Source organism: Actinospineispora eucalypti, from assembly GCF_039543365.1.
GTDB classification, from domain to species: Bacteria; Actinomycetota; Actinomycetes; order Mycobacteriales; family Pseudonocardiaceae; genus Pseudonocardia; species Pseudonocardia eucalypti.
Window position 1 is genome coordinate 155,749 of sequence record NZ_BAABJP010000051.1, and the last position, 22,813, is coordinate 178,561.

The following is a 22,813-nucleotide window of genomic DNA, read 5'->3' on the forward strand; positions in this document are numbered from 1 at the left end:
ACGGACCGCCGGTCCGGGGCTGACCGGTCCGTTCCGCGCCGGTGCCCACCGGGGCCAGCCTGGCGGCATGACACCAGAACAGACTTTCCGGCGGCTGCTCGAGCTGCTGCTGGCCAAGGACATGGACGGGATCGCCGACCTGTGGGCGGGGGACGGCACGGCGGAGTTCCCGTTCGCCGAGGGCGGCTGGCCGAAGCGGCTGACCGGCCGGGAGGCGGTCCGCGGGTACCTGTCCGGCTACCCGGACCGGATGGACGTGCGGGACATTCCGGCGGTCACCGTGCACCACACCGAGCGACCGGACACCGTGGTGGTGGAGTTCACCGCGAGCGGCCGTACGGTGCGCACCGGCCGGCCCTACCGGCTGGACTACATCGCGGTGATCACCACCCGGGACGGGCTGATCACCGCCTACCGCGACTACTGGAACCCGCTGGCCGCCGCCTCGGCCGCCGGCGCGCTGCCCGAGCTGCTCGCCGCGCTGAGCCCGGAGGTGACCGCGTGACCGGGGTTCTGGTCACCGGGGCCACTGGGAAGACCGGGCGGGTGCTGGCCGGGCTGCTCCGGCAACGGGGCGTACCGGTGCGGGCGGCGAGCCGCAAGCCGCCGCCCGAGGAGCCGGGCGCGGTCCGGTTCGACTGGTACGACCCGGCCAGCCACGAGGCCGCGCTGCGCGGGGTGGATCGCGTCTACCTGGTGCCGCCGCTGCTGTGCGTGGACCCGATGCCGGTGGTCGGGCCGTTCCTGGCCGAGGCGGACCGCCGGGGCGTGCGCCGGCTGGTGCTGCTCGGTTCGGCCGCCGTGCTGCGGGACGCGCCGGGCACGGTGGAGCTGGCCGACCGGGTGCGGTCCCGGCCCGGCTGGGTGGTGCTGCGCCCTTCCGGGTTCATGCAGACCTTCACCGGCGCGCACCCGGTGGCCGAGCGGATCCGCCGGCAGGGCGAGATCCATACCGCCGCCGGCGCCGGGCGGCTGGGCTGGATCGACACCCGGGACATCGCGGCGGTCGCCGCCGAACTGCTCGCCGACCCGACCACCGGCCGACCCGACCTGCTGCTGACCGGGCCGAAATCCCTCAGCTACCGGGACGCGGCGGCGGTCATCGCCGAACGCACCGGCCGGCCGGTCCGGGTGGTGGACATCGGCGTCGACGAGCTGGCCGCCCGCTATCGGGCGGCGGGTATGCCCGCCGACTTCGCCGCCAGCCTGGCCGGCGTGGACGCGGACATCCGGGCCGGCCGGGAGGACCTGGTCAGCACCTCGGTACTGGACGTCACCGGCCGCCCGCCCCGCACCTTCACCGAGTTCGTCGAAGAACACGCCGGGGAGTGGACCGGCTAGCCGCCCGGCACAGACCAGGCGCGCAGAGGCTCCGCGATCTTCTCCAGGTCGGCCAGATCCCCGGCCGCCACCGCAACCACGAGATCGACCCGCTCGTCCTCTGTCGCCTCCAGGGCGAACCCGTTGAGGTGCAAAAACACCGCACACGCGGCGAAGCCGAGCCGTTTGTTGCCGTCCACCAGGGCGTGATTGCAGACCAACGAGTGCAGCAGCGCCGCCGCTTTCAGGTGTAGGTCGGGGTAGGCGTCCTGACCGAACACGGTAGCCCTCGGGCGGGCAATGGCTGCCTCGAGCAGGCCGTAGTCACGGACCAGGGGCTCGGGTCCCACAGCCGCCCGTGCGATCGTGATCAGGTCGTCGAGATCGAGGTACTCGGTCACTCAGGCCTCGCCGAGCCTACGTAGCACCTCGGCGTGGTTGGCCATCACGTGCTGAACGGCCTTGTGGACCCGAGCTTCGTGCGCTCGACGGGAGACGTACTCGCGGACCGCCTCCCGGGCCACGTCCTGCATGGACCTGCCCTCGCTGTCGGCCTGTGCGCGCAGCGCGGTGGCCTCGTCGTCGGTCAGTCGCAGGGTCATCGCCATGGCTGCGATGATACCAGTCAGATACCAGTCGGTCAGGGCGGGCAGAGGACGCTGGCCTGGGGGACCTGGCCCTGCAGCAGCAGGCCGTTCACCGCGGTGGTGACGCAGCCGGTGCGCGGGTAGGCGCCCTGACCCGCGCCCTGCCAGTTGACCAGTTTCGCGGTGACCAGCTGGTCGGCCGCGCGCTGGTAGCCGTCCAGCGGCTGGCGCGGGTTCCGGGCGGCGCCCAGCACGAGCATCGGTGGCGCGGCGTCCGCCGGGCCGGGCGTGGCCGGGGCGCCGGGCACCGGCCAGGCGCTGCACAGCAGCAGCCGCTCCGCCGCCATCGCGCCGAACAGCGGGTGGCTGGTCTTCCACTTGTTCAGCAGGTCCAGCACCTGGGGCGGGGCCGCCCGCTGCGGGTTGTCGTTGCAGGTGGTGGCCAGGGCCAGGTCGAACCGCCCGTTCAGCCCGGTCAGCTGGTCCAGGTAGCGCAGGATGGGGGCCGGGTCGCCGCCGTTGGCGGCGGCCAGCGCGCCAGCCAGCGCCGGCCACTCGTTGGGGTCGTCCAGGCCGAGCGAGATGGCATGTACCAGCGAGCCCGAGCTGAGCCGGGTGCCCTCCGGTCCTCGTTGCGGGTTCTCCCGCAGCTTCTCGACCAGCTGTGACACCGCGGCCCGGGGATTGCCGCCGAGTGGGCAGCCGGGCCGGGAGGTGCAGTTCGCGGCGAAGGCGTCGAACGCCGCTTCGGCCGCCGTGGCCCTGGCCATCGCCGCGCCGATCGCGTCCTGGGTGGGGTCCGGCGGCGAGTCCAGCACCAGCCGGCCCACCGTGGTCGGCGCATTCTTGGCCCACACCGCCAGCGCCCTGGCCCCGTCGCCGAGGCCGATCGCGCTGAGCGTGCGCACGCCCAGCAGGCGGCGCGCCCGGTCCACGTCCTGGCTGGTGTGCGCCGTGTCGTACTTGGTGAGGGTCTCGCCCTCGGTGAGGTAGCACTCCTGCACGATCTGCCGCACCTCGACCAGCAGCCGGTCCAGGTCCTCCTGGTCCGCGTCGGTGAGGTCGGTGTCCAGGATCTCCGAGCGGACCTCCGGCGGGGCGCAGTCCAGCCGGCTGGTGCCCTCTCCCCGGCGGTCCATGCCGATCAGGTCGAACTGCTGCAGCACCGGCAGGGGCACCTCGGCGGCCAGCCGCGCGGCGCGCTGCGTGCCGGTCTCGCCGTCGCTGTCGCCGAGCACCAGCAGTGGGGGACGGGCGCCCGGCGGCTTGCCGGCCTGCGTGATGCGCATCAGGCCGATGGAGGACTGCCGGCGGCGGCCGGTGTCCATGTCCGAGTCGACCGGGATGTCCGCGCAGTCGAACCGCAGGTGCCGGTCAGTGGGCACCGGGACCGGCAGGACCGGCTTCATGTCCTCGGTGCAGTCCACGAAGTCGACCAGGTCGGCCGGGCCGACGTCCGGCACCGGGACGGTGGGAGCGGCGGGCGGCGCGGGGTGGGCCGGCGGCTCCGGGGCGCCGTCCACAGCACTGCTGCCGTGCACCGCCACCGGGGGGCGCACCGAGGGCCCGACGGCGCACGAGCTGACCAGCAGCCCGACCGCGACGGCCAGCACGGTGACAGCGCCCGTCAAGCCCGCCGGTCCGCCAAGTCGACCAGCCGAACGCGGCACGCCTGTCTCCCGAGGTGCTTCCAGTTGAGGCGCGGATTGCGCCGCACGGTACAGCCTGCCGCGCGCGGGGTGAGGATTCGGTAAGGCGCGTTCACGGTGCCTGCTTACCTGCCAGGTTATCGACTCGGGACACAGTGGAATGCCACGCTCGGGGGGGCAACGAGGACAGCCTGGACCGGAAGGACGACATGCCCGCCTACGTCATCGCCAACCTGCGGAACGCCGAGCCGCACCCGGAGATCGCCGAGTACGTGGAGCGGATCGGGGACACGTTCGAGCCGTACGGCGGCCGCTTCCTGGTGCACGTCACCGAGCACGAGGTGAAGGAGGGCAGCTGGGCCGGGAACGTGGTGATGATCGGCTTCCCCGGCGTCGAGGAGGCCCGCGCGTGGTGGGACTCGCCCGCCTATCAGGAGATCGCGCCGCTGCGTTCCCGGCACATCAAGGGCGACATCATCCTGATCGAGGGCGTGCCCGAGGGCTACGACCCGAGGCGCACCGCTCAGGCGATGCGCGCGACGCTGCCGTCCCGGCCGTAGCGCAGCAGCAGGGATCCGTCCTCGAACAACGCGCTGACCAGCCGCAACGTCCGAGGCTCCTGCACCGCGCCCGGCGGGCCGCCGACGATCCGGCCGGCGCCCGGACCGGCCAGCGCGGGGGCGATGGTCAGGCACAGCTCGTCCACCGCGTCGGCCACGACGAGGTCGCCGAACAGCCGGGGCCCGCCCTCGCAGAGCACCCGGTGCAGCCCCCGGGCAGCCAGCTCGGCGACCATCAGCTCCGGGGTCACCCGGTCCCCGGCCACGGTGACCACCTCGGCGCCGGCGTCGGCCAGCCGGCCCAGGTTGTCCGGCGGCGCCGTCGAGGCGGCCAGGATCAACGGCGGCACCGAGGTGTCGGTGAACAGCTTGGCCCCGGGGTCCAGCGCCGCCGTCGCGGTCAGCACCGCGATCCTCGGCACCACGCCGGTCAGCAGGTTGGGCTTGCGGGCACCGCGGTAGTCCTCGGCGCGCGCCGTCTGGGCGCCCACCACGATCACCTCGGCCAGCCGGCGCAACACCCCGAACACCCGCCGGTCCGGCGCCGAGGACAGCCCGCCGGAGACGCCGCCCACCGTGGCCGCGCCGTCCGCGCTGGCCACGAAGTTCACCCGCACGTACGGCCGGTCCAGCGCCTCCGGATAGGCGTAGCGGCGGGCCAGATCGGCGTCGGAGACCTCGCCGCTCCCCGGGGGCAGCAAACTGATCATCAGGCGAACAGGCTCCGCCCGATGATCTCCTTCATGATCTCGTTGGTACCGCCGAAGATCGACTGCACGCGGGCGTCCACGAACGCCCGGGCGATCGGGTACTCCAGCATGTAGCCGTAGCCGCCGTGCAGCTGCACGCACCGGTCCACGGTCCGCTTGAGCAGGTCGGAGGTCCACCACTTGGCCATCGCCGCGTCGGTGGCCGACAGCTTGCCGGCCACGTGCTCGGCCAGGCACCGGTCGGTGTACACCCGGGCCACCTGGGCCTCGGTGGCGATCTCGGCCAGCTCGAAGCGGGTGTTCTGGAACGCCGAGATGGGCTTGCCGAAGGCGTTCCGCTCCTTGGTGTAGTCGACGGTCAGCTCGAGCGCCCGTTCCACCCCGGCGGTGCTGCTGACCGCGATGGACAGCCGCTCCTGGGGCAGGTTCTGCATCAGGTAGATCAGGCCCTGGCCCAGCTCACCGAGCACGTTGGACTCCGGCACCCGCACGTCGGTGAAGAACAGCTCGGCGGTGTCCTGCGCCTTCATGCCGACCTTCTTCAGCCGCCGGCCGCGCTCGAAGCCGGGCATGTCCCGCTCCACCACGAGCAGCGTGAACGCGCGGCTGCCGGCGTCCGGGTCGGTCTTGGCCACCACGATGACCAGGTCGGCCATGATGCCGTTGGTGATGAACGTCTTGGCCCCGTTCAGCACCCAGTCGGAGCCGTCCCGGACCGCCGTGGTCTGGATGCCCTGCAGGTCGCTGCCGGTGCCCGGTTCGGTCATGGCGATCGCGGTGATCAGCTCGCCGGAGCAGAACCCGGGCAGCCAGCGCCGGCGCTGCTCGTCGTTGCACAGCCGCATCAGGTACGGCGCCACCACGTCGTTCTGCAGCGGGAAGCCGATGCCGCTGGCGCCGGCCCGGACCAGCTCCTCGTTCAGGATGGCGTTGTAGCGGAAGTCCTCGACCCCGCCGCCGCCGTACTCCTCGGGCACCTCCATGCCGAGCAGCCCGGCCTTGCCGGCCGCCAACCACACCTCCCGGCTGACCTGGCCCTCCTCCTCCCACCGCTCGTGGTGGGGCTCCACCTCGCGCGCCACGAACGTGCGCGCCAGATCACGGAAGGAGCCGAAGCCGTCGGCGTCGTCGGCAAAGATGTTCCGCTGCATGGACGGAGTGTCACATACCTGTCGGTAACCTGAGCGCATGGATCTCCAGGCTGCCGTCGCCAACGTCCGGGACAGGACGGTCACCGGCTACCTCGCCGACCTGCGCCGCATGCCTCGCGAGCTGATCGACTCGGCGCCGAACGCGATGCTCTACCGCTACCTGCCACCGGACGGGCGGGAGCCGACCGGGCTGCCGGTGCTCCTGGTGCCGCCGCTGGGGGCACCGGACTTCGCCTACGACCTGCGCCGGGGGTGCAGCCTGGTGGAGCACCTGCTGCTGGCCGGCCGGGACGTCTACCTGGTCGACTACGGGCCGATCTCCTTCGCCGAGCGGGGCCTGGGCATCGAGTTCTGGGTGGAGAACGTGGTGCCCCGGGCGGTGCACCGGGTCAGCGAGTACCGGGGCGGTGCCGAGGTGCACCTGGTCGGCTGGTGCATGGGCGGGCTGTTCTCCCTGCTCACCGCCGCCGACCGGCCGACCCTGCCGGTGTCCGGCATCACCGCGGTGGCCAGCCCGTTCGACGTGGCGTCGGTGCCGCTGGTCGCCCCGCTGCGGCCGCTGGCCCAGATCACCGGCGGGCGCGTCGTGTCGTCCATCTACCAGGCGCTGGGCAGCGTGCCGGCGCCGGTGGTGAAGTGGGCCTTCCAGCTGTCCACGGTGGACAAGTACCTGACCAAGCCGCTGACCGTGCTGTCCCGGCTGGACGACCGGGACGTGCTGGAGCAGATCGAGGCCGTGGACTACCTGATGAACCACATGCACGGCTATCCCGGCCGCACCTTCGGTCAGATTTATCACATGATGCTGCGCGCGAACGATCTCGGCGGCGGTGCGCTGGACCTGCGCGGCCGGCAGGTGAAGCTGGCCGACGTGCGGGTTCCGGTGCTCATCGTGGCCGGCGAGGACGACGTGATCGCGCCGCTGCGGGCGGTCCGGCACGGGGTGGACCTGCTCACCGGTTCCCCGGGGGTGAGTTATCACACCGCCCCCGGCGGGCACCTCGGCGTGCTCACCGGCCGGCGCTCGCGCGACACCACCTGGGCGTACCTGGACGCCTTCCTGGACGAGCGCGATCCGGCCCGGTGAGCTGAGGATCTCTCAGCCGGCCGCCGGAACGGGGAATCAATTTCACCGGGCCCCACCGATAGCGGGAAAGACTAGGAAAATGGGCGCGCAAGGATCTAGCGTCGGTTCTGTGAGTGCGATCAGGGGGCCGGTCGAACGACACAGGGCCGCGGCGGCTGACCTGCGGGCGCGGTACGCGCGCCTGCCCGAAGGACACAGGGTCCGGCTGGCCAAGCCCACCTCGAACCTGTTCCGGTTCCGCGACTCGGCCGACCGGGTGAGCCGGCTGGACGCCGGCGCGCTGGGCGAGGTGCTGCACGTCGACCCGGAGGCCCGCACCGCCACCGTGCAGGGCATGACCACCTACGAACGGTTCGTGGACGCCACGCTGCCGCACGGCCTGATGCCGCACGTGGTTCCCCAGCTGAAGACGATCACCGTGGGCGGCGCGCTGGCCGGGCTGGGCATCGAGTCCTCCTCGTTCCGCAACGGCCTGGCCCACGAGTCGGTGCTCGAGGTGGAGGTGCTCACCGGCGACGGCCGGCTGGTCACCGCCACCCCGGACAACGAGCACGCGGATCTGTTCGCCGGCCTGCCCAACTCCTACGGGACCCTCGGCTACGCGGTCTCGCTGAAGGTCGAGCTGCAGCCGGTGCGCCGCTACGTCGCGCTGCGGCACCTGCGGTTCGCCGACGCGGCGGGCTGCGCCGAGGCGATCGCCGGGATCTGCCGGGACGGCAGCCACCAGGGCGAGCCGGTGGACTTCCTGGACGGCACGGTGTTCGGCGCGGGGGAGCAGTACCTCACGCTCGGCCGGTTCACCGACGAGGCGGCCCAGCCGCCCAGCGACTACACCGGCCAGCGGATCTACTACCGGTCCATCCAGTCCCGCGCCGAGGACGTGCTGACCACCCGCGACTACCTGTGGCGATGGGACACCGACTGGTTCTGGTGCTCCCGGGCGCTCGGCGCGCAGCACCCGCTGGGCCGGCGGCTGTGGCCGCGCCGCTACCGCCGCTCGGACACCTACCGGCGACTGGTCGCGCTGGACCGCCGGTACGGATTTTCCGGGCGGGTCCGCGGGTGGCAGGGGCTGCCGCCGGAGGAGCCGGTGATCCAGGACATCGAGGTGCCGGTGGAGCGGCTGCCCGAGTTCCTGGACGCGTTCCACGCCGACATCGGCATCTCCCCGGTCTGGCTCTGCCCGGTGCGGCTGCGCAACCCGGCCGGGTGGCCGCTGTACCCCATGGAGCCGGGGCGGCTCTACGTGAACGTTGGCTTCTGGTCGGCCGTGCCACTGGTGGACGGCCAGGAAATGGGTACGCACAACCGACGCATCGAGCGGCTGGTGGCCGACCTCGATGGGCACAAGTCGCTGTACTCGGACTCCTACTACACGGCCGAGGAGTTCGACCGGCATTACAACGGACCGGCCTACCGGGTCTTGAAGAAGGGATACGACCCGGCCGGCCGATTACCGGATCTCTATGACAAGTGTGTACGGGAGCGGTGATGGCGATGCGCGTGGCGGAGCTGTTTGCGAGCGTGATGGGGCCGGGGAGCCCGGTGCGGGTGACGGCGTACGACGGTAGCGCCGAGGGACCGCCGGACGCCGAGCTCGGCCTGCGCGTCAGATCGCCGCGGGCGCTGGCCTACCTGGCCTCCGCGCCCGGCACCCTCGGCCTGGCCCGGGCGTACGTGGCCGGCGACCTGGAGATCGACGGTGAGCTGTATCCGCTGCTCGACGCGTTCTCCGAGATCACCCTGCACTCGATCCCGGCGGCCCGGCGGCGCCAGCTGGCCCGCACCCTCATCGGCCACCGGTTACGGCACCGGGCGCCGATCCCGGAGGTGGAGTACCGGCCGCCGAGGGGGCGGCTGCACTCGAAGCGCCGGGACGCGGGCGCCATCTCGCACCACTACGACGTGTCCAACCTGTTCTACTCCTGGGTGCTGGGGCCGTCGATGGCCTACACCTGCGCCGTCTACCCGAACGCCGAGGCCGACCTCGAGACGGCGCAGTGGACCAAGCACGAGCTGGTGGCGCGCAAGCTCGGGCTGCGCCCGGGGATGCGGCTGCTGGACGTGGGCTGCGGCTGGGGCGGCATGGTCATGCACGCGGCCGCCGAACACGGCGTGAAGTCCCTGGGGGTGACGCTGTCCCGCGAGCAGGCCTCGTGGGCGCGGGCGGAGATCGAGCGGCGCGGGCTGGGCGAACTGGCCGAGGTGCGCCACCTGGACTACCGGGACGTCGCGGAGACCGGGTTCGACGCGGTGTCCTCCATCGGGCTCACCGAACACATCGGCAAGGCCCAGCTACCGGCCTACTTCGCCCGGCTGTACGGCAAGCTCAAGCCGGGCGGCCGGCTGCTCAACCACTGCATCACCCAACCGACCGCGCACGCGCCGGACGGGGTGGACCCGTTCATCGACCGCTACGTCTTCCCGGACGGCCAGCTGCACGGCGTGGGGACGCTGGTGACCGAGATGAACGCCCAGGGCTTCGAGGTGCGGCACGAGGAGAACCTGCGCGAGCACTACGCCAAGACGCTCGCCGCCTGGTGCGAGAACCTGGACAAGCACTGGGAGGAAGCGGTCCGCGAGGTGGGCGACCAGCGGGCCAGGGTGTGGAAGTTGTACCTGGCCGCCTGCCGGCTGGGCTTCGAGCTGAACAACATCCAGCTGCACCAGGTGCTCGGGGTCAAGCTGGGCGAGCGCGCCGCCTCCGGCATGCCGCTGCGCCCGGACTGGGGTTCCTAGTACCTCCCGCGTGCGCTCCGTTGGAAGCTCGGGTATCGGTTAAAGATCGGCTTGGACGGCGCCGACTGGGTGGTCCGCTCGCTCGGGTGCCGCCGTCATGTCGAGTTGCGGAGCGTAGCCGGCAGGGGTGGCTCCCCCGGGTTCGCCTCGCCGAGTGGCAGCACAGTCGCCCGAATGCATGATCAAAAGGCGACTGAGCTGCCACTCGGCGGGCGCGACGCCGGGGACCACCGGCGCAGACCGCCCGACACTCACCCTGAGTGACCATCGGGGTGCGGGTGGGACGATTGAGACGGTGAGCCGGCTGTGTAGGGCGGTTACCCACGCCGAGCGCAAGGTGGGTCCGGTTTCAATCATGGAATGAGCGGACTGAGCTTGGCCTCGATGCCGAGCGGCGATCACGCTCGGTGAGAGACCCGAAGGCCGCGGCCGGCGGTACCCGGGCCAGCGGACCGCCGTGCTAGGAACCGGTCTTCCGCCGGTTCATCCGCACCCACAGCAGGACGGAGAACCCGGCGGAACCCAGCATCGCCACCCCGCTGAACACCGCGAGCAGGTACCACTTCGTGGTGGGGCTGAACGCGGCCAGGTTGATCAGGAATAGCACCAGCCAGCCGGCCGCCATCGCGCCGGTCATGATCACGTGCCCGAGGGTGGGCTCGGCGGCGTTGTTTCGCACCCGGTCAGCTTGACAGGGCGGGGCGGGCGGCCGCATCCGGGTCCACCCTTACCCGTTCGGGTGTGATCGCCACCTGATAGGGGGTCCCCCAAATCGAGCCCGCATCACGGTCAGGTAACCTAATTTGCGGCCATCGATGCTGGTGGTGAAGGGGCTACCAGTGTGAAACCACCCGATTGGGTGTAATCATTTACGAGTTCGAGGAGCTCCGACGCAATGCCATTGAGCCCGAAGGAACGTGCGGACTTCGATGAGATCGTCACGCGGCTGCGTCTGGAGGACGCCAGCGTCGGCACGATCCAGCCGCACCGCGGCCGATTCGCCCTCGTACTCTGCCTCGTCGGCGCCGCACTGGTGTTCGGCGTCGGCGTGGCGCTGATCGGCCACGGCCTGATCGGGCCGCTGCTGATCGCCACATCGCTCATCGGCTGCGTGCTGCTCGCCTGGTACTGGCGCGCCCGCCCCGGCCCGTTCCGGCCGCCGTTCCGCAGGCCGTGACCGGTCCGCTGTGGCACGGTATGTGCCATGGCGGTGAACATCGACCACGTGGCCGGTGACCTGGCCGAGGAGACGGCCGAGCTGCGGGCCGTGCTGGCCGGCCTGGACCCGGGGGACTGGGAACGGCCGACCCCGTCCGAGGGCTGGGCGATCCGTGACCAGGTGAGTCACCTGGCCTACTTCGATGAGCAGGCGGTCCGTTCCACGACCGAGCCGGAGCGGTTCGCCGCCGAGGCCCGGCGGCTGGTGGAGACCGGCGAGCTGGACCCGGACAAGATCGCCGCCCAGTACCGGGACATGCCGGCCGCCGAGCTGCTGACCTGGTTCGACACCGCCCGCGCCGAGCTGATCGAGGTGTTCGGCCGGCTGGACCCGGCGGTTCGGGTGCCCTGGTACGGCCCGCCGATGAGCGCGGTCTCCTCGCTCACCGCCCGGCTCATGGAGACCTGGGCGCACGGGCAGGACGTGTTCGACACGGTGGGCGCCTCCCGCGCGCCGACCGCCCGGCTGCGGCACGTGGCGCACATCGGGGTGCGGGCGCTGCCGTTCAGCTACCTGGTCCGGGGACTGGCGGTGCCGGAGGCGCCGGTGTGGGTGGAGCTGGCCGCCCCCGACGGGCAGACCTGGACCTGGGGGCCGGCGGACGCCGAGAACGCGGTGCGCGGCCCGGCGCTGGACTTCTGCCTGCTGGTCACCCAGCGCCGCCACCTGGACGACCTGACACTGGAGGTCACCGGCCCGGTGGCCACCGAGTGGACCTCCTTCGCGCAGGCCTTCGCCGGCGCCCCCGGGCCGGGGCGGCCGCCCCTGAGCTAGCGGTAACCCCGCTTGAGCAGGTACTTGGCACCCGCCTCGAAGCCTTCGGGGGTGGGCACCTCGAAGCCGAACGCGTCGGCCAGCCGGCCGGTGGTGTCGAATGCGGTGCACACCGCCAGCGCGTCCCGGACCTGCTGGGGCGAGGTGCCGGCGGCCAACACCTCCCGCATGTCCTCGGCGCCGACCCTTCCCTCTCTGGTCAACTTGCCCAGCATGCGCAGCGTCGCCCGCAGCGGCTCGGTGATCGGTGCCGACTCCAGGTCGGCCAGCACCGCCGTGACCAGCGGCCCGTCCCGGTAGGCCCGGCTCGCGGTCGCGGTGTGCGCGCCGACGCAGAACGCGGACCCGTTCACCTTGGACACGTAGGCCGCCATGAGCTCCCGGTCGCCCACCGACCAGTCGGACGGCCCGCGCATCGCCTGGTGGGTGAACTCCTTGGCCAGGGCGCCGTAGAAGTCCGGTCGGTAGAAGACCAGCCTGGCGGCATCCGGGACCGGGTGTCCGGAGAACAGCCGGATCAGCGCGAACATCAGCTTGGTGCCCCGGTCGTAGCCGTGGTTGAGGATGTCAAGACGCATCGTCCGGCCCTCCCGTCGCGGTCGCTTCGGCCAGGGCGGCCAGTCCGGCTTCGTACAACCGGGCGGATCGGCCCACCGCCGCGCAAACGATCAGCTCGAAGAGCTGGTCCTCGGTCCAGCCCGCTGCCTTCGCCGCCGCCAGGTCGGTCCCGGTCACCCGCACCGGTGTGTCCGCCAGCTTCTGGGTCACCGCGTCCAGCGGCGGGGGCAGGCCGTCGTTGCCGAAGGCCCGCGCCCGCTGCTCCGGCGACGCGTGGCCGTCCCCGCTCAGCACCCGCTCCACCAGGGACCGATGTGCTGCCCGCTTGCTGTCCTCGTCCGGCACGGTGTCCTCCGCCTCTCGGTGACCGGTTCGTCCGCTGACGTATAAGACCATCGGCAGGCGCCGGACGTGACACTCGGCCGCCTTGACAAGGCCTTGACCTATCGCTCATCGTATACGATACGCACATTCGGTCGAGCAAAGGTGCATGCGATGAGCGCGAACGTCACCGAGTTGCCCGTGATGTCCCCGGGGGAGCGCCGGCGCGCGGTCGTCGGCACCAGCCTCGGCAACGCGATCGAGTGGTACGACTGGAACATCTACGCGGTCTTCTCCACCGTGTTCGCGCCGGTGTTCTTCCCGGACGCCACCGGGGCGAGCGGCCTGATCCAGGTTCTGCTGATCTTCGCGGTCACCGTGTTGTTGTCCACCGGCCGGTTGCGCGGGTTCGCCGGGACCCGGACCGGGAGCGCATTTGACCTGCTGATCTGCCGGCTCGCTCGAGCACGCCGGTGCAATCGTTGAGCTGGTCGTCGTCGCGAGCTTGTGACCAAATTGGGGCCGTTCGACCCCTGCCTACGAGTTAACGCGAACCTCACACTCAGCGAACAGCTGTGCGCAGGGACCATCGCAGCACCGGGAGGCGTCATCCATGACCACCCCCACCACGCCTACCCCTCCGAACCGGCCGAACCCGTCGCTGCCGTGGGTGCAGGTGCCCAGCCAGCGCGTTGAGCCGTCGCTACGACTGACCAACCCGCAGCCAGCGAACAACCCGCCGCTGCAGCAGGTCGTGCCGGAAGCGCCCGCCGGCATGGAACCGTGGCACCACGCCATCGAGGCAGAGACCAAACACGGCCGGCGGTTCGGCTGGATCGTGGCGGGGATCGTGGTCTCCGTCGTGGCCTTCCTCGGCATTGGCTTGTCCGTGCTCGTTGTTGCCGCCACGCCGGAGCCGCTTCCCGGCACTGCGGCGGCGTTCGACAAGTGGGCGAACGGTGGCGGCCGGGAGCGCGCGGAGGCTGTTGACGCGGCAGTCCTCGCCGCTAACAGCACGAGCAGCATGTCGCTGTTCGACCGCTGTCGGCACCTCTCGGTCGTCGCCCAACGTGCGCGGGACTATGAGCCGTTCCCAGACGATTTGGGGCAGCAGTACTGGTCGGCGGGGTTGAGCTACGTCCAGACTGCCGCAGCGGACTGCCTGGCGAGCGTTCAGTACAACTATGACTACTCGCGGATGGAATCGGCGCGTAGCAACCTGCGGCAAGCTAGCGTTCAGTGGCAGCGGTTCACAGAACGGCTATTGCAGATCCGGGGCATCCGCCCGCCTGGCCAGTAGCCCCCATCCCGTCTTCGGATGACAACTCCGCATCATCGCTTCCTGACCTGGCAGAAACACGGTGACCGATCATGCACCAGGCACCCGGCTCCGCTTTCCCACCTCCCGTCACACCCCCGAGGGTTTGGCGGGTGCTCCGGTGGCTGCTGCTGGTCATGAGTGTCGGCTTCATCGTGTTCGCCGTGGCCGCCCCTCACCTCACCGAACCGGCAACATCGAGCGGCTACCGGGCGTGGGACGAGCCGCTCCTCCGTAACTACGGGGAGACCTACACGCCAGGGGAGAACATCTTCATCTCCATCACCCGGCCGGTATGCGACGCCGGGGAGTGCACGGCCAGGGTGACCATCCGCAACAACAGCGACCGCTACCCCTACCAGATCGACTACCACACGGTGTCGACTCCCACCCAGGAAACCACCACCTCAGGGCTATGGAGGTACCCGCTGTGGCCTGGCCAGGTTTGGTCCTACAAGGTGCGCTTCCCGGGCACCCCGGAGACACCGTTGACGTTCACCCCCGGCTACAGCGGTCAGGTGTCGCTGCCGCCGGGACTGGACATGCGCACCAAGTCACCTGGGAATAGTCTTTTCCCCAGGCCCGGGTGGACTACCGGCACGGCTCGCCCCGGTGTGCAACGACGCGGAGCTGGCCGGTGCCGCGCGGCGGGTGGTGGGCCGGGGCGGACGCGCTGGCCGAGGTCGATCCGGTCATGGCCGGCGAGGACTCGCCTGGTACCAGCGCCACCTGCCCGGGGTGTTCGCGCTGGTCGGCGCGGGTGGCACGGAGCGGACCGACTACCCGCACCACCACCCCAGGTTCGACATCGACGAGCGGGTGCTGCTGGTGGGCTTGAGGTTCTTCCTCGGCATGGTGTTGGACCGGCGCGGGCGCTAGCCGGCCAGTCGGCGCAGCAGCTCGGGGGAGAAGTTGCCGCCGGTCAGCACGGTGGCCAGCTTCTTGCCCTCCGGGTTGTGCCGGAGCACGGCGGCGACGCCCACCGCCCCGGCCGGCTCCAACAGCAGGCCCAGGGTGTCCCGAACCAGCTCGAGCGCGGGCGGGATGTCCTCCTCGCCGACCAGCAGCATGTCGTCCATGTACCGGCCCATCCAGCCCACGGCGACCGGTACCGGCACCCGCACCGCGATGCCGTCGGCCATCGTCTCGGCCCGGTCGGTGGCCACCGGCCGGCCGGCCCGCCAGCTATGCGCCATCGCCGGGGCGCCCTCGGCGCACACCCCGATGATCCGGGTGGCCGGGGAGTGCGCCTTCAGCCAGCGGCCGACGCCGCCGACCAGCGCCCCGTTGCCCACCGGCAGGAGCAGCGCGTCCGGCGCCTCGGCGGCCAGCTCGACCCCGATGGTGCCGGCGCCCTCGGCGATCCGGGGGTCCTCACCGTCCTCCACGAACAGGCTCTCCGGCCGGGTGGCCACGTGCTCCCTGGCCGCGGCCTTGGCCGCGTCGAAGTCGTGTCCGGTGAGCACCACCTCGGCGCCCAGGGTGCGCATCCGGGCAACCTTGTTCGGGTTGGCGTCGGTGGCCGCGAACACCGTGACCGGGACGCCGTGCGTGCGGCCGGCGTACGCCATCGCCTGGCCGAAGTTGCCGGCCGACGCACACACCACCCGCCGGCCGGCCGGCAGCTGGCTCACACAGAAGTCCGCGCCCCGGCCCTTGAACGAGCGCACCGGGTTGACCGACTCCACCTTGACCAGCAGGTCCCGGCCCAGTCGCCGGGACAGGGTGAGGTCGCGGAACTGCGGGCTGTTCCGGAAGACCGGGTCGATCAGGCGGCTGGCCTGTTCGATGCGGGCGAGGCTGAGGTCGTTCGCGGTGTCGACGGACATGTGCGTATCGTATACGATACTCGCATGGTTGTGCGGAATACCGTCCAGGTCGGTGACCCCCTGCTGCGTGCGCACTGCGCCGAGATCGCGGATCCCGGTGCGCCAGAGGTGCGGGCGATGGCCGAGGACCTGCGCGACACGCTTTCCGACTGGGTGGACCGGACCGGCTACGGCCGGGGCATCGCGGCGCCGCAGATCGGCCACTCCGTCCGGCTGGTGCACGCCCGGCTGGGGGAGGACCCGGTGCTGGTCAACCCGGTGATCACCGCGCGCGGCGAGCCGGCCTGGGAGCCGTGGGAGACCTGCCTGAGCCTGTCGGTCGGGTTGTTCGGCCGGGTGCCCCGCTCGGCCTGGGTCGAGGTGTCCTACCTGACCCCGGACGGCTCGGCGCGTCGGCTGCGCGCCGAGGGGGACCTGGCCCACCTGTTGCAGCACGAGATCGACCACCTGGACCGCGTGCTCACGGTGGACCGGATGCGGCGCGACACGATGTGCACCCGGGGCGAGTTCGAAGGGCGGCACCGGGCGGACAGCCCGTACCGTTCATGACCATGCCCCAGCACCCCGTGCCGGACGACCCGATCACCCGGGCCGAGCCGTTGCGCGCCGCGGTGTACGCCCGCGTGGTCGGGCTCATCTGCAGCGGCGACTACGAGCCCGGCGCGGCGATCACCGAGGCGGCGCTGAGCCGGGCGCTGAACGTGTCCCGCACGCCGGTGCGCGAGGCGCTGCTCCGCCTGGAGGCGGAGGGGGTGCTGCAGTCCGCCCTGGCCCGGGGGTTCACCGTGCGGCCGCTGCTGCGCGGGGAGACCGACGAGCTGTACCCGATCCTGGCCGCCCTGGAGAGCCTGGCCGTCACCACCGCCGTGCCGGTGAGCACGGCGACCCTGGACCAGCTGGCGGCCACCCTGGCCGAGCTGGAGGCGTGCACCGACCCGGTGCGCCGGTGGCGGCTGGACACCGCCTGGCACTCCGGCATCGTGGCCGCGTCGGGCAACGGCCACCTCGCGTCCATGGTCACCCGGATCCGCACCAACCTGTCCCGGTACGAGCTCACCTACATGCGCGAGGTGCGCTCCCGGGCGGCGGCCGACCGGGAGCACCGGGAGATCCTCGCCGCGCTCGGCGCCGGGGAGGGCGATCGCGCGGCCGAGCTGCTGCGCGACCACTGGTACGGCGGCATGCGGCTGATCCAGGACTGGATCAAGGGCCGGTCTTAGACGGCCGGGGGTTGGTCCCCACGCCGCGTAGCCGCCGCGTTCCGCTGAACGCACACCGACCGGGGCAGCTCACGACATCGTCGGTGCCGGTTCAGAGAGATCGGCCTGGACAGCGCGGCGTATGAGCCTGCTCGCGTAACCAGTGTGATCGCTGGTGCGGCTCTGGCGGCCAGTCCATGATCATCAGGCAATGAGGGCGGTTTGGCAGCCGAGAACGACCCAGGCTGCCTGATGATCAAGAAGTCCCCGGGGCGCCGGCGCCGGAAACGAACGGACGAGGCGGCACCCAAGCCGCGGCAGGGTTCCTCCCCGTGCCGTCCAGGCCGCTCTTTGATCACCGGGGTCGTGCTCAGTCCGAACCGCGTTCCTCGGGGTCGGTGTGCACGTTGCGCAGGCCGACCGCGCCGCGCAGGCCCGAGCAGTTCACGCAGCCGATGCAGCCCACGCAGTCGGAACAGTTGACGCAGGCCAGGCAGCCGATGCTCCGGGTGCAGCCGATGCACAGCAGGCAGCCGATGCACGCGCTGATCGCGATGGAAAGCCAGGTCAGGATGCTGCCCGCGACGGCGATGCCGCCGGCGGTGAGCAGGCTGCCGGCTACCGCCACGCTGCCCGCGGTGCCCACCGACCCGGAAACCGCCGCGCTGCCCGCCGTGGCCACCGACCCGACGACCGCGACGCTCCCGGCGGTGGCCACCGAGCCGGCCACCGCGATGCTGCCCGTCGTCGCCACGGAGCCGGCCACGGCGCGCGAGCGGTCCACCGCGATCGAGCCGGCCACGGCGGAGTTCCCGATCAGGCGCTTCCCGCCGGTTCTCTCGATCAAGGCGCTCATGGCCGCCAGCATTCCAGATAGGTAGCGTGGCGGGCGCCATGCCCGAGCCCGCCGCGCCCCTGCCAATACCCCTGCCGTTGCCGTTGCCGCTGCCCGTGGAGTCGTCCCGGCGGGAGCGGACCGAGGTCGCCGGCGGCGCGGTTCACCTGCCCGACTGGCTGACGGTCGGAGAGCAGCGGCGGCTGGTCGGGGCCTGCCGGGACTGGGCGCGCGAACCGGCCGGGATGCGGGCCACCCGGTTGCCCAGCGGCGGGGTGATGTCCGTGCGCACGGTCTGCCTGGGTTGGCACTGGCGCCCCTACCGGTACTCCCGCACCACCGAGGACGGCGCGCCGGTGACCCCGTTCCCGGACTGGCTGGCCGAGCTGGGCCGCCGCGCGGTGGCCGAGGCGTACCGGGACCCGGCAGCGGGTGCCGCGTACCGGCCGGACATCGCGCTGGTCAACTACTACGACCACGCGGCGAAGATGGGGTTGCACCAGGACAAGGACGAGTTGGCCCTCGAGCCGGTGGTCTCGCTCAGCCTCGGCGACCGGTGCGTGTTCCGGTTCGGCAACCCGGAGCGGCGGGGTCGGCCCTGGACCGACCTGGAGCTGCGGTCCGGGGACCTGTTCGTGTTCGGCGGCCCGAGCCGGCTGGCCTACCACGGGGTGCCGAAAACCCTCCCCGGCACCGCGCCCCCGGAGATCGGCCTCCCCGCCGGCCGCCTGAACATCACCCTCCGGGTTTCCGGCCTGCCCGTCTGAGGGGTTCAGCGGTGGTCCGGGTCCGGCCGGCCGATGGGTTGGGTGGCGGGCTGGCTGACCGGGGGTGCCGGGCCGAAGCGCACGGCGTTGCGGCCGGCCCGCTTGGCCGTGTACAGGGCGGCGTCCGCCGCGCGGAGCACCTGGTCCAGGCTGGCCCCGTCCCGGGGATGGGTGGCGCCGCCGACGGAGACGGTCAGGTCCTGCACGGTCAGCGGCCCGTCGGGGGTGGGCACCACCACGCACAGCCCGCTGATCCGGCGGCGGATCCGCTCCGCGATGGCGTGCACCTCGGAGTCGCCGGTCGAGGTCGGGTCGATGCCCGGCAGCAGGATGACGAACTCCTCGCCACCGAACCGGCCGACCAGGTCGCCGTCCCGCACCTCGTCGCGCAGCGCGGCGGCCACCTCGCCCAGCACCTGGTCGCCGGCCACGTGGCCGTGGTCGTCGTTGACCGACTTGAAGTGGTCCAGGTCGAGCATCAGCACGGCGGTGCCCTGCCGGTCGCGCTGCGCGCGCCGGAGCACCCGGCTGGCCTGGGTGTGCCAGCCGGCCGAGTTGAGCAGGCCGGTCTTCGAGTCGGTGCTGGCCGCCTCCTCCAACTGCCGGACCAGCACCGCGCGGTGCAGCACCAGCAGCGTCGGGAAGGCCAGTACGACGTACCAGATATTCGCCGAGGTCATGACCGCGGCGACCAATCCGCCGAGGCTGAGCGTGGCTATTTCCAGCACCACTTCATCGCCGTTGCCGATGACCTGCGGCAACCTCGTGTCCGGCGCGGACATCACGATCGCGCCGATGACCAGGCAGGTGTTGACGGTGGTATAGGCGAGCAACGCCAAAACCACGATGAAAAGGCCCTGGGGCGTGCCGAATTGGCCGACCTCGAGGTGTGAGTAGTTCATCGTGGCTTCGGCCGCGTGTACCGCGAGAATAACCGTGGAAGTGGTAAACACCACACGGTGCACCGGAACGCGGGTGGGCCTGGACACCCGGAACCACAGATGCAGGTAGATGACCAGCACCACCCCGCTGGCCCAGGCGGGCGGCAGCAGCAGCGCGGCCGCGAAGGTCCACACCGAGCTGAGGTCGATGTGGGGCGTGCCGGCCACCCGCCGGCGCATCCGCTCCACGCCGAGGGTGATCTCGGTGTGGGCGATGGCCATGCCGATGAGCAGCGCGATCACCAGGAATGACGGCATGGCGAGCGGGTGCGCGACCACGTCCGCGACCATCAACGCGACGGCGGTGCATTCCACCAGCAGGACGGCCGCGATCAGCCGACTGGGTAGTCCCCACACGGCCCAATGGGTGAGCGAAGGCCTTCTCCCTGGTGAGAGTGGCATCCGCTGGTACCCCTCCTGGCGTTGACGGTTCATATTGCCTAGGTGCGAGTAACGCGATCGTATCCGGGTGATGACGGCCTGTCATCGCTGTCCGCTGGATGTCAACGAGAAGGGGGCACAGGGTGACCAACTGGAACTGGCAGTAGCGACCGGATTGCTCCAATCGGACGGACCAAGCGGCCGGCTCGGCCCAGTGCGTTCTACCCGCAGTGATTATCCCGGCGAATCGGTAATTCGGTGAGGGTGAAAGGAGGTGTGTGTGATGTGTGACAACTGGAACTGGTGAGACACCTGCGCACCCCGGAGCGGCGGAATGGGGAGGTGAATTCCCGTGGGGGACAACTGGAACTGGTGAAGTGTGACTGGTGTCACGAATTGAGGAGCGGTCAGCCCGGGCTTTGTTGGTCGCGCGAGACGGCGAGTAACTCGTCGGTGCGGCAGAACTTGACCCGGGGCCGTCCGTGCGGTTCCCCGGCGGCCCGCTCGGCGGCGTCGATCAGCTGCCAGCCGGACTCGGTCACCAGGTTGGGCTGGCGCTGCCGCAGCCAGGGCTCCACCTCGAAGGAGTGGTCCCGGTCGTGGCGGCGTACCGAACCGTCGGCCAGGTCCTCGAGCAACCGGTGGACCGTCTCCACCGAGTCCTTCTTGTTGGTGCCGATGATCCCGGTCGGCCCGCGCTTGATCCAGCCGACCACGTACTCCCGTTCGGACTGCTCGACCCGACCCCGGTCGTTCGGGATGACGCCCTTTCGGTCGTCGAAGGGCAGTCCGTCCAGCGGCAGGCCCCGGTAGCCGACCGCGCGCAGTACCAGCCCGGTGGGCACCGCCTCCCGCACCCCGGTGTCCCGCGCGCTCACCCAGCCCTCCGGGTCGGTGCGCAGCTCGTTGTGGCCGAGTACCAGTTCCTGGACGTGGCCGTCGCCGCGCAGCTCGATCGGGGAGCGCAGGAAGCGCAGCTTGATGTGCCGCTGCCCCAGGTCCAGCCCGCCGGCCGCGTACTCGCGCAGCACGCCCAGGTTGCGCTTGGCCACCCGGGACAGCTCCTCGTCGCCGGGGCCCTCGGCCACCTGCTCCGGGTCCACGTCCACCCCGGACTCGGTGAACTCGGGCAGTTCCTTCAGCTCGGGGGTGGTGAACGCCGCCTGGGCCGGGCCGCGCCGGCCGACCACGAGCACCTCGGTGATGCGGCTGGTGCGCAGGGCCTCGAGGGCGTGGTCGGCGATGTCGGTGCGGGCCAGCCGGTCCACCGGCGAGCACAGGATGCGCGCCACGTCCAGCGCCACGTTGCCCGCGCCGATCACCACCGCCCGCTCGGTGTCCAGGTCGAAGGTGAGGTCGGCGAAGTCCGGGTGGCCGTTGTACCAGCCGACGAAGTCGACCGCCGCCACGCTGCCCGGCAGGTCCTCGCCCGGGATGCCCAGCTTCCGGTCGGTCGGCGTGCCCACGGCGTAGATCACCGCGTCGTACCGCTCGGTCAGCTCCTCGCGGAGCACGTCCTTGCCCACCTCGACGTTGCCGAAGAACCGGAACGACTCCTGCGCGGCGATCTTCGCGTACACCGCCGACACCGACTTGATCTTCGGGTGGTCTGGGGCGACACCCGCCCGGACCAACCCCCACGGAGTCGCCAGCCGCTCGAACATGTCCACCCGGACGTCCAGGTCCTCGGTGTCCAGCAACGCCCCGGCGGCGTAGAACCCGGACGGGCCGGAACCGACGACGGCGACGTTCAGCGGACTTTCGACCGGCATGAATCTCACATCCCGCGCAAGGTGATCGAGCGATCGGGCCGGGCCCGATCGGTGGTGGGCTCGGCGAACACCTTGCCAGGTTCACCCGGAGTCGGCCCGGCGGGCGTCTCGTCTCACATCCCGAACGCCTCCGCCACGAGCAGGCGGAACAGCTCCTCCGGGTCGGCCGTGGACGCGGGCAGCCCGCGCGCGGCGAACCAGCCGGCGATGTTGCGCACGTCGCGGCGCAGGAACTCGTCGCCCCGGGGGTTGCCGACCAGGTCAACCACCTGCGGGAGGTCGATCAGCATCAGCCGGCCCCGGTGCACCAGCAGGTTGTAGGCGGAGAGGTCGCCGTGCGCGAGCCCGGCCCGGGCGAGCAGGCGCAACGCCTCGACCAGCTGGGCCCACAGGTCGGCCAGGCCGTCCGGTTCGGGGCGGAGCTGGGCCAGCCGGGGCGCGGCCGAGCCGTCCGGCTCGGCGAGGAACTCCAGCATCACCTCGCCGCCCATCCTCTGCACCGGATAGGGGACCGGGGCACCCGCCGACCACAGCCGGGTCAGCGCGCCGAACTCGGCGGCCGCCCACTGGTCGGCGAGCAGGGAACGGCCGAACGCGGTCCGGCCGGCCATCGCCCGGGTCTCCCGGGACCGGCGGACCCGGCGACCCTCCTGGTAGCCGGCGTGCCGGTGGAACATCCGGTGCTCGTCGGAGCGGTACCGCTTGGCGGCCAGGAGACACTCCCGCCCGCCGTCCGGCAGCGCGCGCCGGACCAGGAAGACGTCGGCCTCCTTGCCGGACTTGAGCGCGCCCAGCTCGGCGTCCACCGCGCCCGAGTCGGTGACCAGCCACTCCGGGTAGGGCCGGGGGCCGTGCTCCGCGCCGTCCCAGCTGGACCAGCGGTCGCCGTCGGGCGGCGCCAGGTCCTCCTCCGCGTCCGCCCGTTCCAGCTCGAACTCGGGGTCGGTGCCGGGCCGCCGGTGCCGCGGCGGCTCGTCGTCGAACCTCTGGTGGTTGCGGGCGGCGCGCCGGCCGCCCCGGCCGCTGCCGGCCATGTTGTCGAAATCCGCGAAATCGTCATCGAGAAAGTGTTCGTGCGAACGCACTGGTGGGGTCT

27 protein-coding genes are annotated in these 22,813 nt (G+C 71.6%); 14 read left to right on the forward strand and 13 right to left on the reverse strand.

Translation table 11 applies throughout. The annotated features are described in order from the left end of the window. The first annotated feature begins 67 nt into the window (after positions 1–67). Positions 68–505: a nuclear transport factor 2 family protein gene (locus ABEB12_RS35425; protein WP_185065170.1), complete on the forward strand. Its 438-nt coding sequence runs from the start codon at positions 68–70 to the stop codon at positions 503–505. After that, a complete protein-coding gene (locus ABEB12_RS35430) occupies positions 502–1,341 on the forward strand; it encodes an NAD(P)H-binding protein (protein ID WP_185065171.1) in 840 nt (279 codons plus the stop codon). The genes ABEB12_RS35425 and ABEB12_RS35430 overlap by 4 nt, the downstream gene beginning before the upstream one ends. On the opposite strand, the gene ABEB12_RS35435 is transcribed toward ABEB12_RS35430, so the two are convergent. Genes ABEB12_RS35435 through ABEB12_RS35445 form a run of 3 tightly spaced genes read right to left on the reverse strand, consistent with a single transcriptional unit; the run spans position 1,338 to position 3,538 of the window. Next, the gene (locus ABEB12_RS35435; protein ID WP_185065172.1) at positions 1,338–1,721 is read right to left on the reverse strand and encodes a type II toxin-antitoxin system death-on-curing family toxin; all 384 of its coding nucleotides are present in this window, start codon (positions 1,719–1,721) and stop codon (positions 1,338–1,340) included. The genes ABEB12_RS35430 and ABEB12_RS35435 overlap by 4 nt on opposite strands. Next, on the reverse strand, positions 1,722–1,928 hold the full coding sequence (locus ABEB12_RS35440; RefSeq protein WP_185065173.1) for a ribbon-helix-helix protein, CopG family: 207 nt from the start codon (positions 1,926–1,928) through the stop codon (positions 1,722–1,724). Positions 1,929–1,960: 32 nt separating this feature from the next. Continuing rightward, positions 1,961–3,538 carry an alpha/beta fold hydrolase gene (locus ABEB12_RS35445; protein WP_185065174.1) on the reverse strand — a complete coding sequence of 526 codons (1,578 nt, stop codon included), beginning with the start codon at positions 3,536–3,538 and terminating at the stop codon, positions 1,961–1,963. 227 nt (positions 3,539–3,765) lie between these two features. Here ABEB12_RS35445 and ABEB12_RS35450 point away from each other — a divergent pair, with 227 nt between their 5' ends. Further along, positions 3,766–4,116 carry a DUF1330 domain-containing protein gene (locus ABEB12_RS35450; protein WP_185065175.1) on the forward strand — a complete coding sequence of 117 codons (351 nt, stop codon included), beginning with the start codon at positions 3,766–3,768 and terminating at the stop codon, positions 4,114–4,116. Here ABEB12_RS35450 and ABEB12_RS35455 read toward each other — a convergent pair. Continuing rightward, positions 4,080–4,826 carry a dihydrofolate reductase family protein gene (locus tag ABEB12_RS35455; RefSeq protein WP_185065176.1) on the reverse strand — a complete coding sequence of 249 codons (747 nt, stop codon included), beginning with the start codon at positions 4,824–4,826 and terminating at the stop codon, positions 4,080–4,082. The genes ABEB12_RS35450 and ABEB12_RS35455 overlap by 37 nt on opposite strands. Then, the gene (locus ABEB12_RS35460; protein ID WP_185065177.1) at positions 4,826–5,977 is read right to left on the reverse strand and encodes an acyl-CoA dehydrogenase family protein; all 1,152 of its coding nucleotides are present in this window, start codon (positions 5,975–5,977) and stop codon (positions 4,826–4,828) included. The genes ABEB12_RS35455 and ABEB12_RS35460 overlap by 1 nt, the downstream gene beginning before the upstream one ends. A 37-nt stretch (positions 5,978–6,014) precedes the next feature. Here ABEB12_RS35460 and ABEB12_RS35465 point away from each other — a divergent pair, with 37 nt between their 5' ends. The 3 genes from ABEB12_RS35465 to ABEB12_RS35475 all read left to right on the forward strand — a co-directional run bounded on the left by ABEB12_RS35465 (position 6,015) and on the right by ABEB12_RS35475 (position 9,803). Then, positions 6,015–7,064, forward strand: a complete 1,050-nt coding sequence (locus tag ABEB12_RS35465; RefSeq protein ID WP_185065178.1) for an alpha/beta fold hydrolase — start codon at positions 6,015–6,017, stop codon at positions 7,062–7,064. 79 nt (positions 7,065–7,143) lie between these two features. Further along, positions 7,144–8,556 (forward strand): FAD-binding oxidoreductase, encoded by a 1,413-nt coding sequence (locus ABEB12_RS35470; RefSeq protein WP_185065179.1) that lies wholly within the window; start codon positions 7,144–7,146, stop codon positions 8,554–8,556. Between the two features lie 5 nt (positions 8,557–8,561). Beyond that, complete coding sequence (locus tag ABEB12_RS35475; protein WP_185066124.1) at positions 8,562–9,803, forward strand: class I SAM-dependent methyltransferase; 1,242 nt, start codon at positions 8,562–8,564, stop codon at positions 9,801–9,803. Positions 9,804–10,263: 460 nt separating this feature from the next. Here ABEB12_RS35475 and ABEB12_RS35480 read toward each other — a convergent pair whose 3' ends face one another. Further along, positions 10,264–10,482: a hypothetical protein gene (locus ABEB12_RS35480; protein WP_185065180.1), complete on the reverse strand. Its 219-nt coding sequence runs from the start codon at positions 10,480–10,482 to the stop codon at positions 10,264–10,266. A gap of 222 nt (positions 10,483–10,704) precedes the next feature. Between ABEB12_RS35480 and ABEB12_RS35485 the strand changes: the two genes are divergently transcribed. Next, positions 10,705–10,980: a hypothetical protein gene (locus tag ABEB12_RS35485; RefSeq protein ID WP_185065181.1), complete on the forward strand. Its 276-nt coding sequence runs from the start codon at positions 10,705–10,707 to the stop codon at positions 10,978–10,980. A gap of 27 nt (positions 10,981–11,007) precedes the next feature. Continuing rightward, on the forward strand, positions 11,008–11,796 hold the full coding sequence (locus ABEB12_RS35490) for a TIGR03084 family metal-binding protein (RefSeq protein ID WP_185065182.1): 789 nt from the start codon (positions 11,008–11,010) through the stop codon (positions 11,794–11,796). On the opposite strand, the gene ABEB12_RS35495 is transcribed toward ABEB12_RS35490, so the two are convergent. Next, positions 11,793–12,374: a carboxymuconolactone decarboxylase family protein gene (locus ABEB12_RS35495; RefSeq protein ID WP_185065183.1), complete on the reverse strand. Its 582-nt coding sequence runs from the start codon at positions 12,372–12,374 to the stop codon at positions 11,793–11,795. The two genes, ABEB12_RS35490 and ABEB12_RS35495, sit on opposite strands and share 4 nt — an antisense overlap. Then, entirely contained in the window at positions 12,364–12,699 is a 336-nt protein-coding gene (locus ABEB12_RS35500) for a carboxymuconolactone decarboxylase family protein (RefSeq protein WP_185065184.1), read from the reverse strand. The genes ABEB12_RS35495 and ABEB12_RS35500 overlap by 11 nt, the downstream gene beginning before the upstream one ends. Before the next feature lie 150 nt (positions 12,700–12,849). Here ABEB12_RS35500 and ABEB12_RS35505 point away from each other — a divergent pair, with 150 nt between their 5' ends. The 3 genes from ABEB12_RS35505 to ABEB12_RS35515 all read left to right on the forward strand — a co-directional run bounded on the left by ABEB12_RS35505 (position 12,850) and on the right by ABEB12_RS35515 (position 14,872). Continuing rightward, positions 12,850–13,161 carry a hypothetical protein gene (locus ABEB12_RS35505; RefSeq protein WP_185065185.1) on the forward strand — a complete coding sequence of 104 codons (312 nt, stop codon included), beginning with the start codon at positions 12,850–12,852 and terminating at the stop codon, positions 13,159–13,161. A 127-nt stretch (positions 13,162–13,288) separates the two neighbouring features. After that, a complete protein-coding gene (locus ABEB12_RS35510; RefSeq protein WP_185065186.1) occupies positions 13,289–13,975 on the forward strand; it encodes a hypothetical protein in 687 nt (228 codons plus the stop codon). Between the two features lie 630 nt (positions 13,976–14,605). Continuing rightward, entirely contained in the window at positions 14,606–14,872 is a 267-nt protein-coding gene (locus tag ABEB12_RS35515; RefSeq protein WP_185065187.1) for a hypothetical protein, read from the forward strand. Here ABEB12_RS35515 and ABEB12_RS35520 read toward each other — a convergent pair. After that, on the reverse strand, positions 14,869–15,822 hold the full coding sequence (locus ABEB12_RS35520) for a pyridoxal-phosphate dependent enzyme (protein ID WP_185065188.1): 954 nt from the start codon (positions 15,820–15,822) through the stop codon (positions 14,869–14,871). The genes ABEB12_RS35515 and ABEB12_RS35520 overlap by 4 nt on opposite strands. A 24-nt stretch (positions 15,823–15,846) precedes the next feature. On the opposite strand from ABEB12_RS35520, the gene ABEB12_RS35525 reads away from it, so the two are divergent. Together ABEB12_RS35525 and ABEB12_RS35530 are read left to right on the forward strand one after the other, a co-directional pair. Then, positions 15,847–16,371, forward strand: coding sequence for a peptide deformylase (locus ABEB12_RS35525; protein ID WP_185065189.1), 525 nt, complete (start codon positions 15,847–15,849; stop codon positions 16,369–16,371). A gap of 2 nt (positions 16,372–16,373) precedes the next feature. After that, on the forward strand, positions 16,374–17,042 hold the full coding sequence (locus tag ABEB12_RS35530; RefSeq protein ID WP_185065190.1) for an FCD domain-containing protein: 669 nt from the start codon (positions 16,374–16,376) through the stop codon (positions 17,040–17,042). 349 nt (positions 17,043–17,391) lie between these two features. On the opposite strand, the gene ABEB12_RS35535 is transcribed toward ABEB12_RS35530, so the two are convergent. Then, complete coding sequence (locus ABEB12_RS35535) at positions 17,392–17,877, reverse strand: hypothetical protein (RefSeq protein WP_221498754.1); 486 nt, start codon at positions 17,875–17,877, stop codon at positions 17,392–17,394. A 38-nt stretch (positions 17,878–17,915) separates the two neighbouring features. On the opposite strand from ABEB12_RS35535, the gene ABEB12_RS35540 reads away from it, so the two are divergent. Further along, positions 17,916–18,623 (forward strand): alpha-ketoglutarate-dependent dioxygenase AlkB family protein, encoded by a 708-nt coding sequence (locus ABEB12_RS35540; RefSeq protein WP_185065191.1) that lies wholly within the window; start codon positions 17,916–17,918, stop codon positions 18,621–18,623. Between the two features lie 5 nt (positions 18,624–18,628). Here the strand turns inward: ABEB12_RS35540 and ABEB12_RS35545 are convergent, their stop codons facing one another. From ABEB12_RS35545 to ABEB12_RS35555, 3 genes are all read right to left on the reverse strand, one after another. Further along, on the reverse strand, positions 18,629–19,921 hold the full coding sequence (locus ABEB12_RS35545; protein ID WP_185065192.1) for a diguanylate cyclase: 1,293 nt from the start codon (positions 19,919–19,921) through the stop codon (positions 18,629–18,631). 431 nt (positions 19,922–20,352) lie between these two features. Then, positions 20,353–21,717: an FAD-dependent oxidoreductase gene (locus ABEB12_RS35550; protein WP_185065193.1), complete on the reverse strand. Its 1,365-nt coding sequence runs from the start codon at positions 21,715–21,717 to the stop codon at positions 20,353–20,355. Between the two features lie 113 nt (positions 21,718–21,830). After that, positions 21,831–22,802, reverse strand: a complete 972-nt coding sequence (locus ABEB12_RS35555; protein WP_345703426.1) for a serine protein kinase RIO — start codon at positions 22,800–22,802, stop codon at positions 21,831–21,833. Positions 22,803–22,813: the final 11 nt, after the last annotated feature.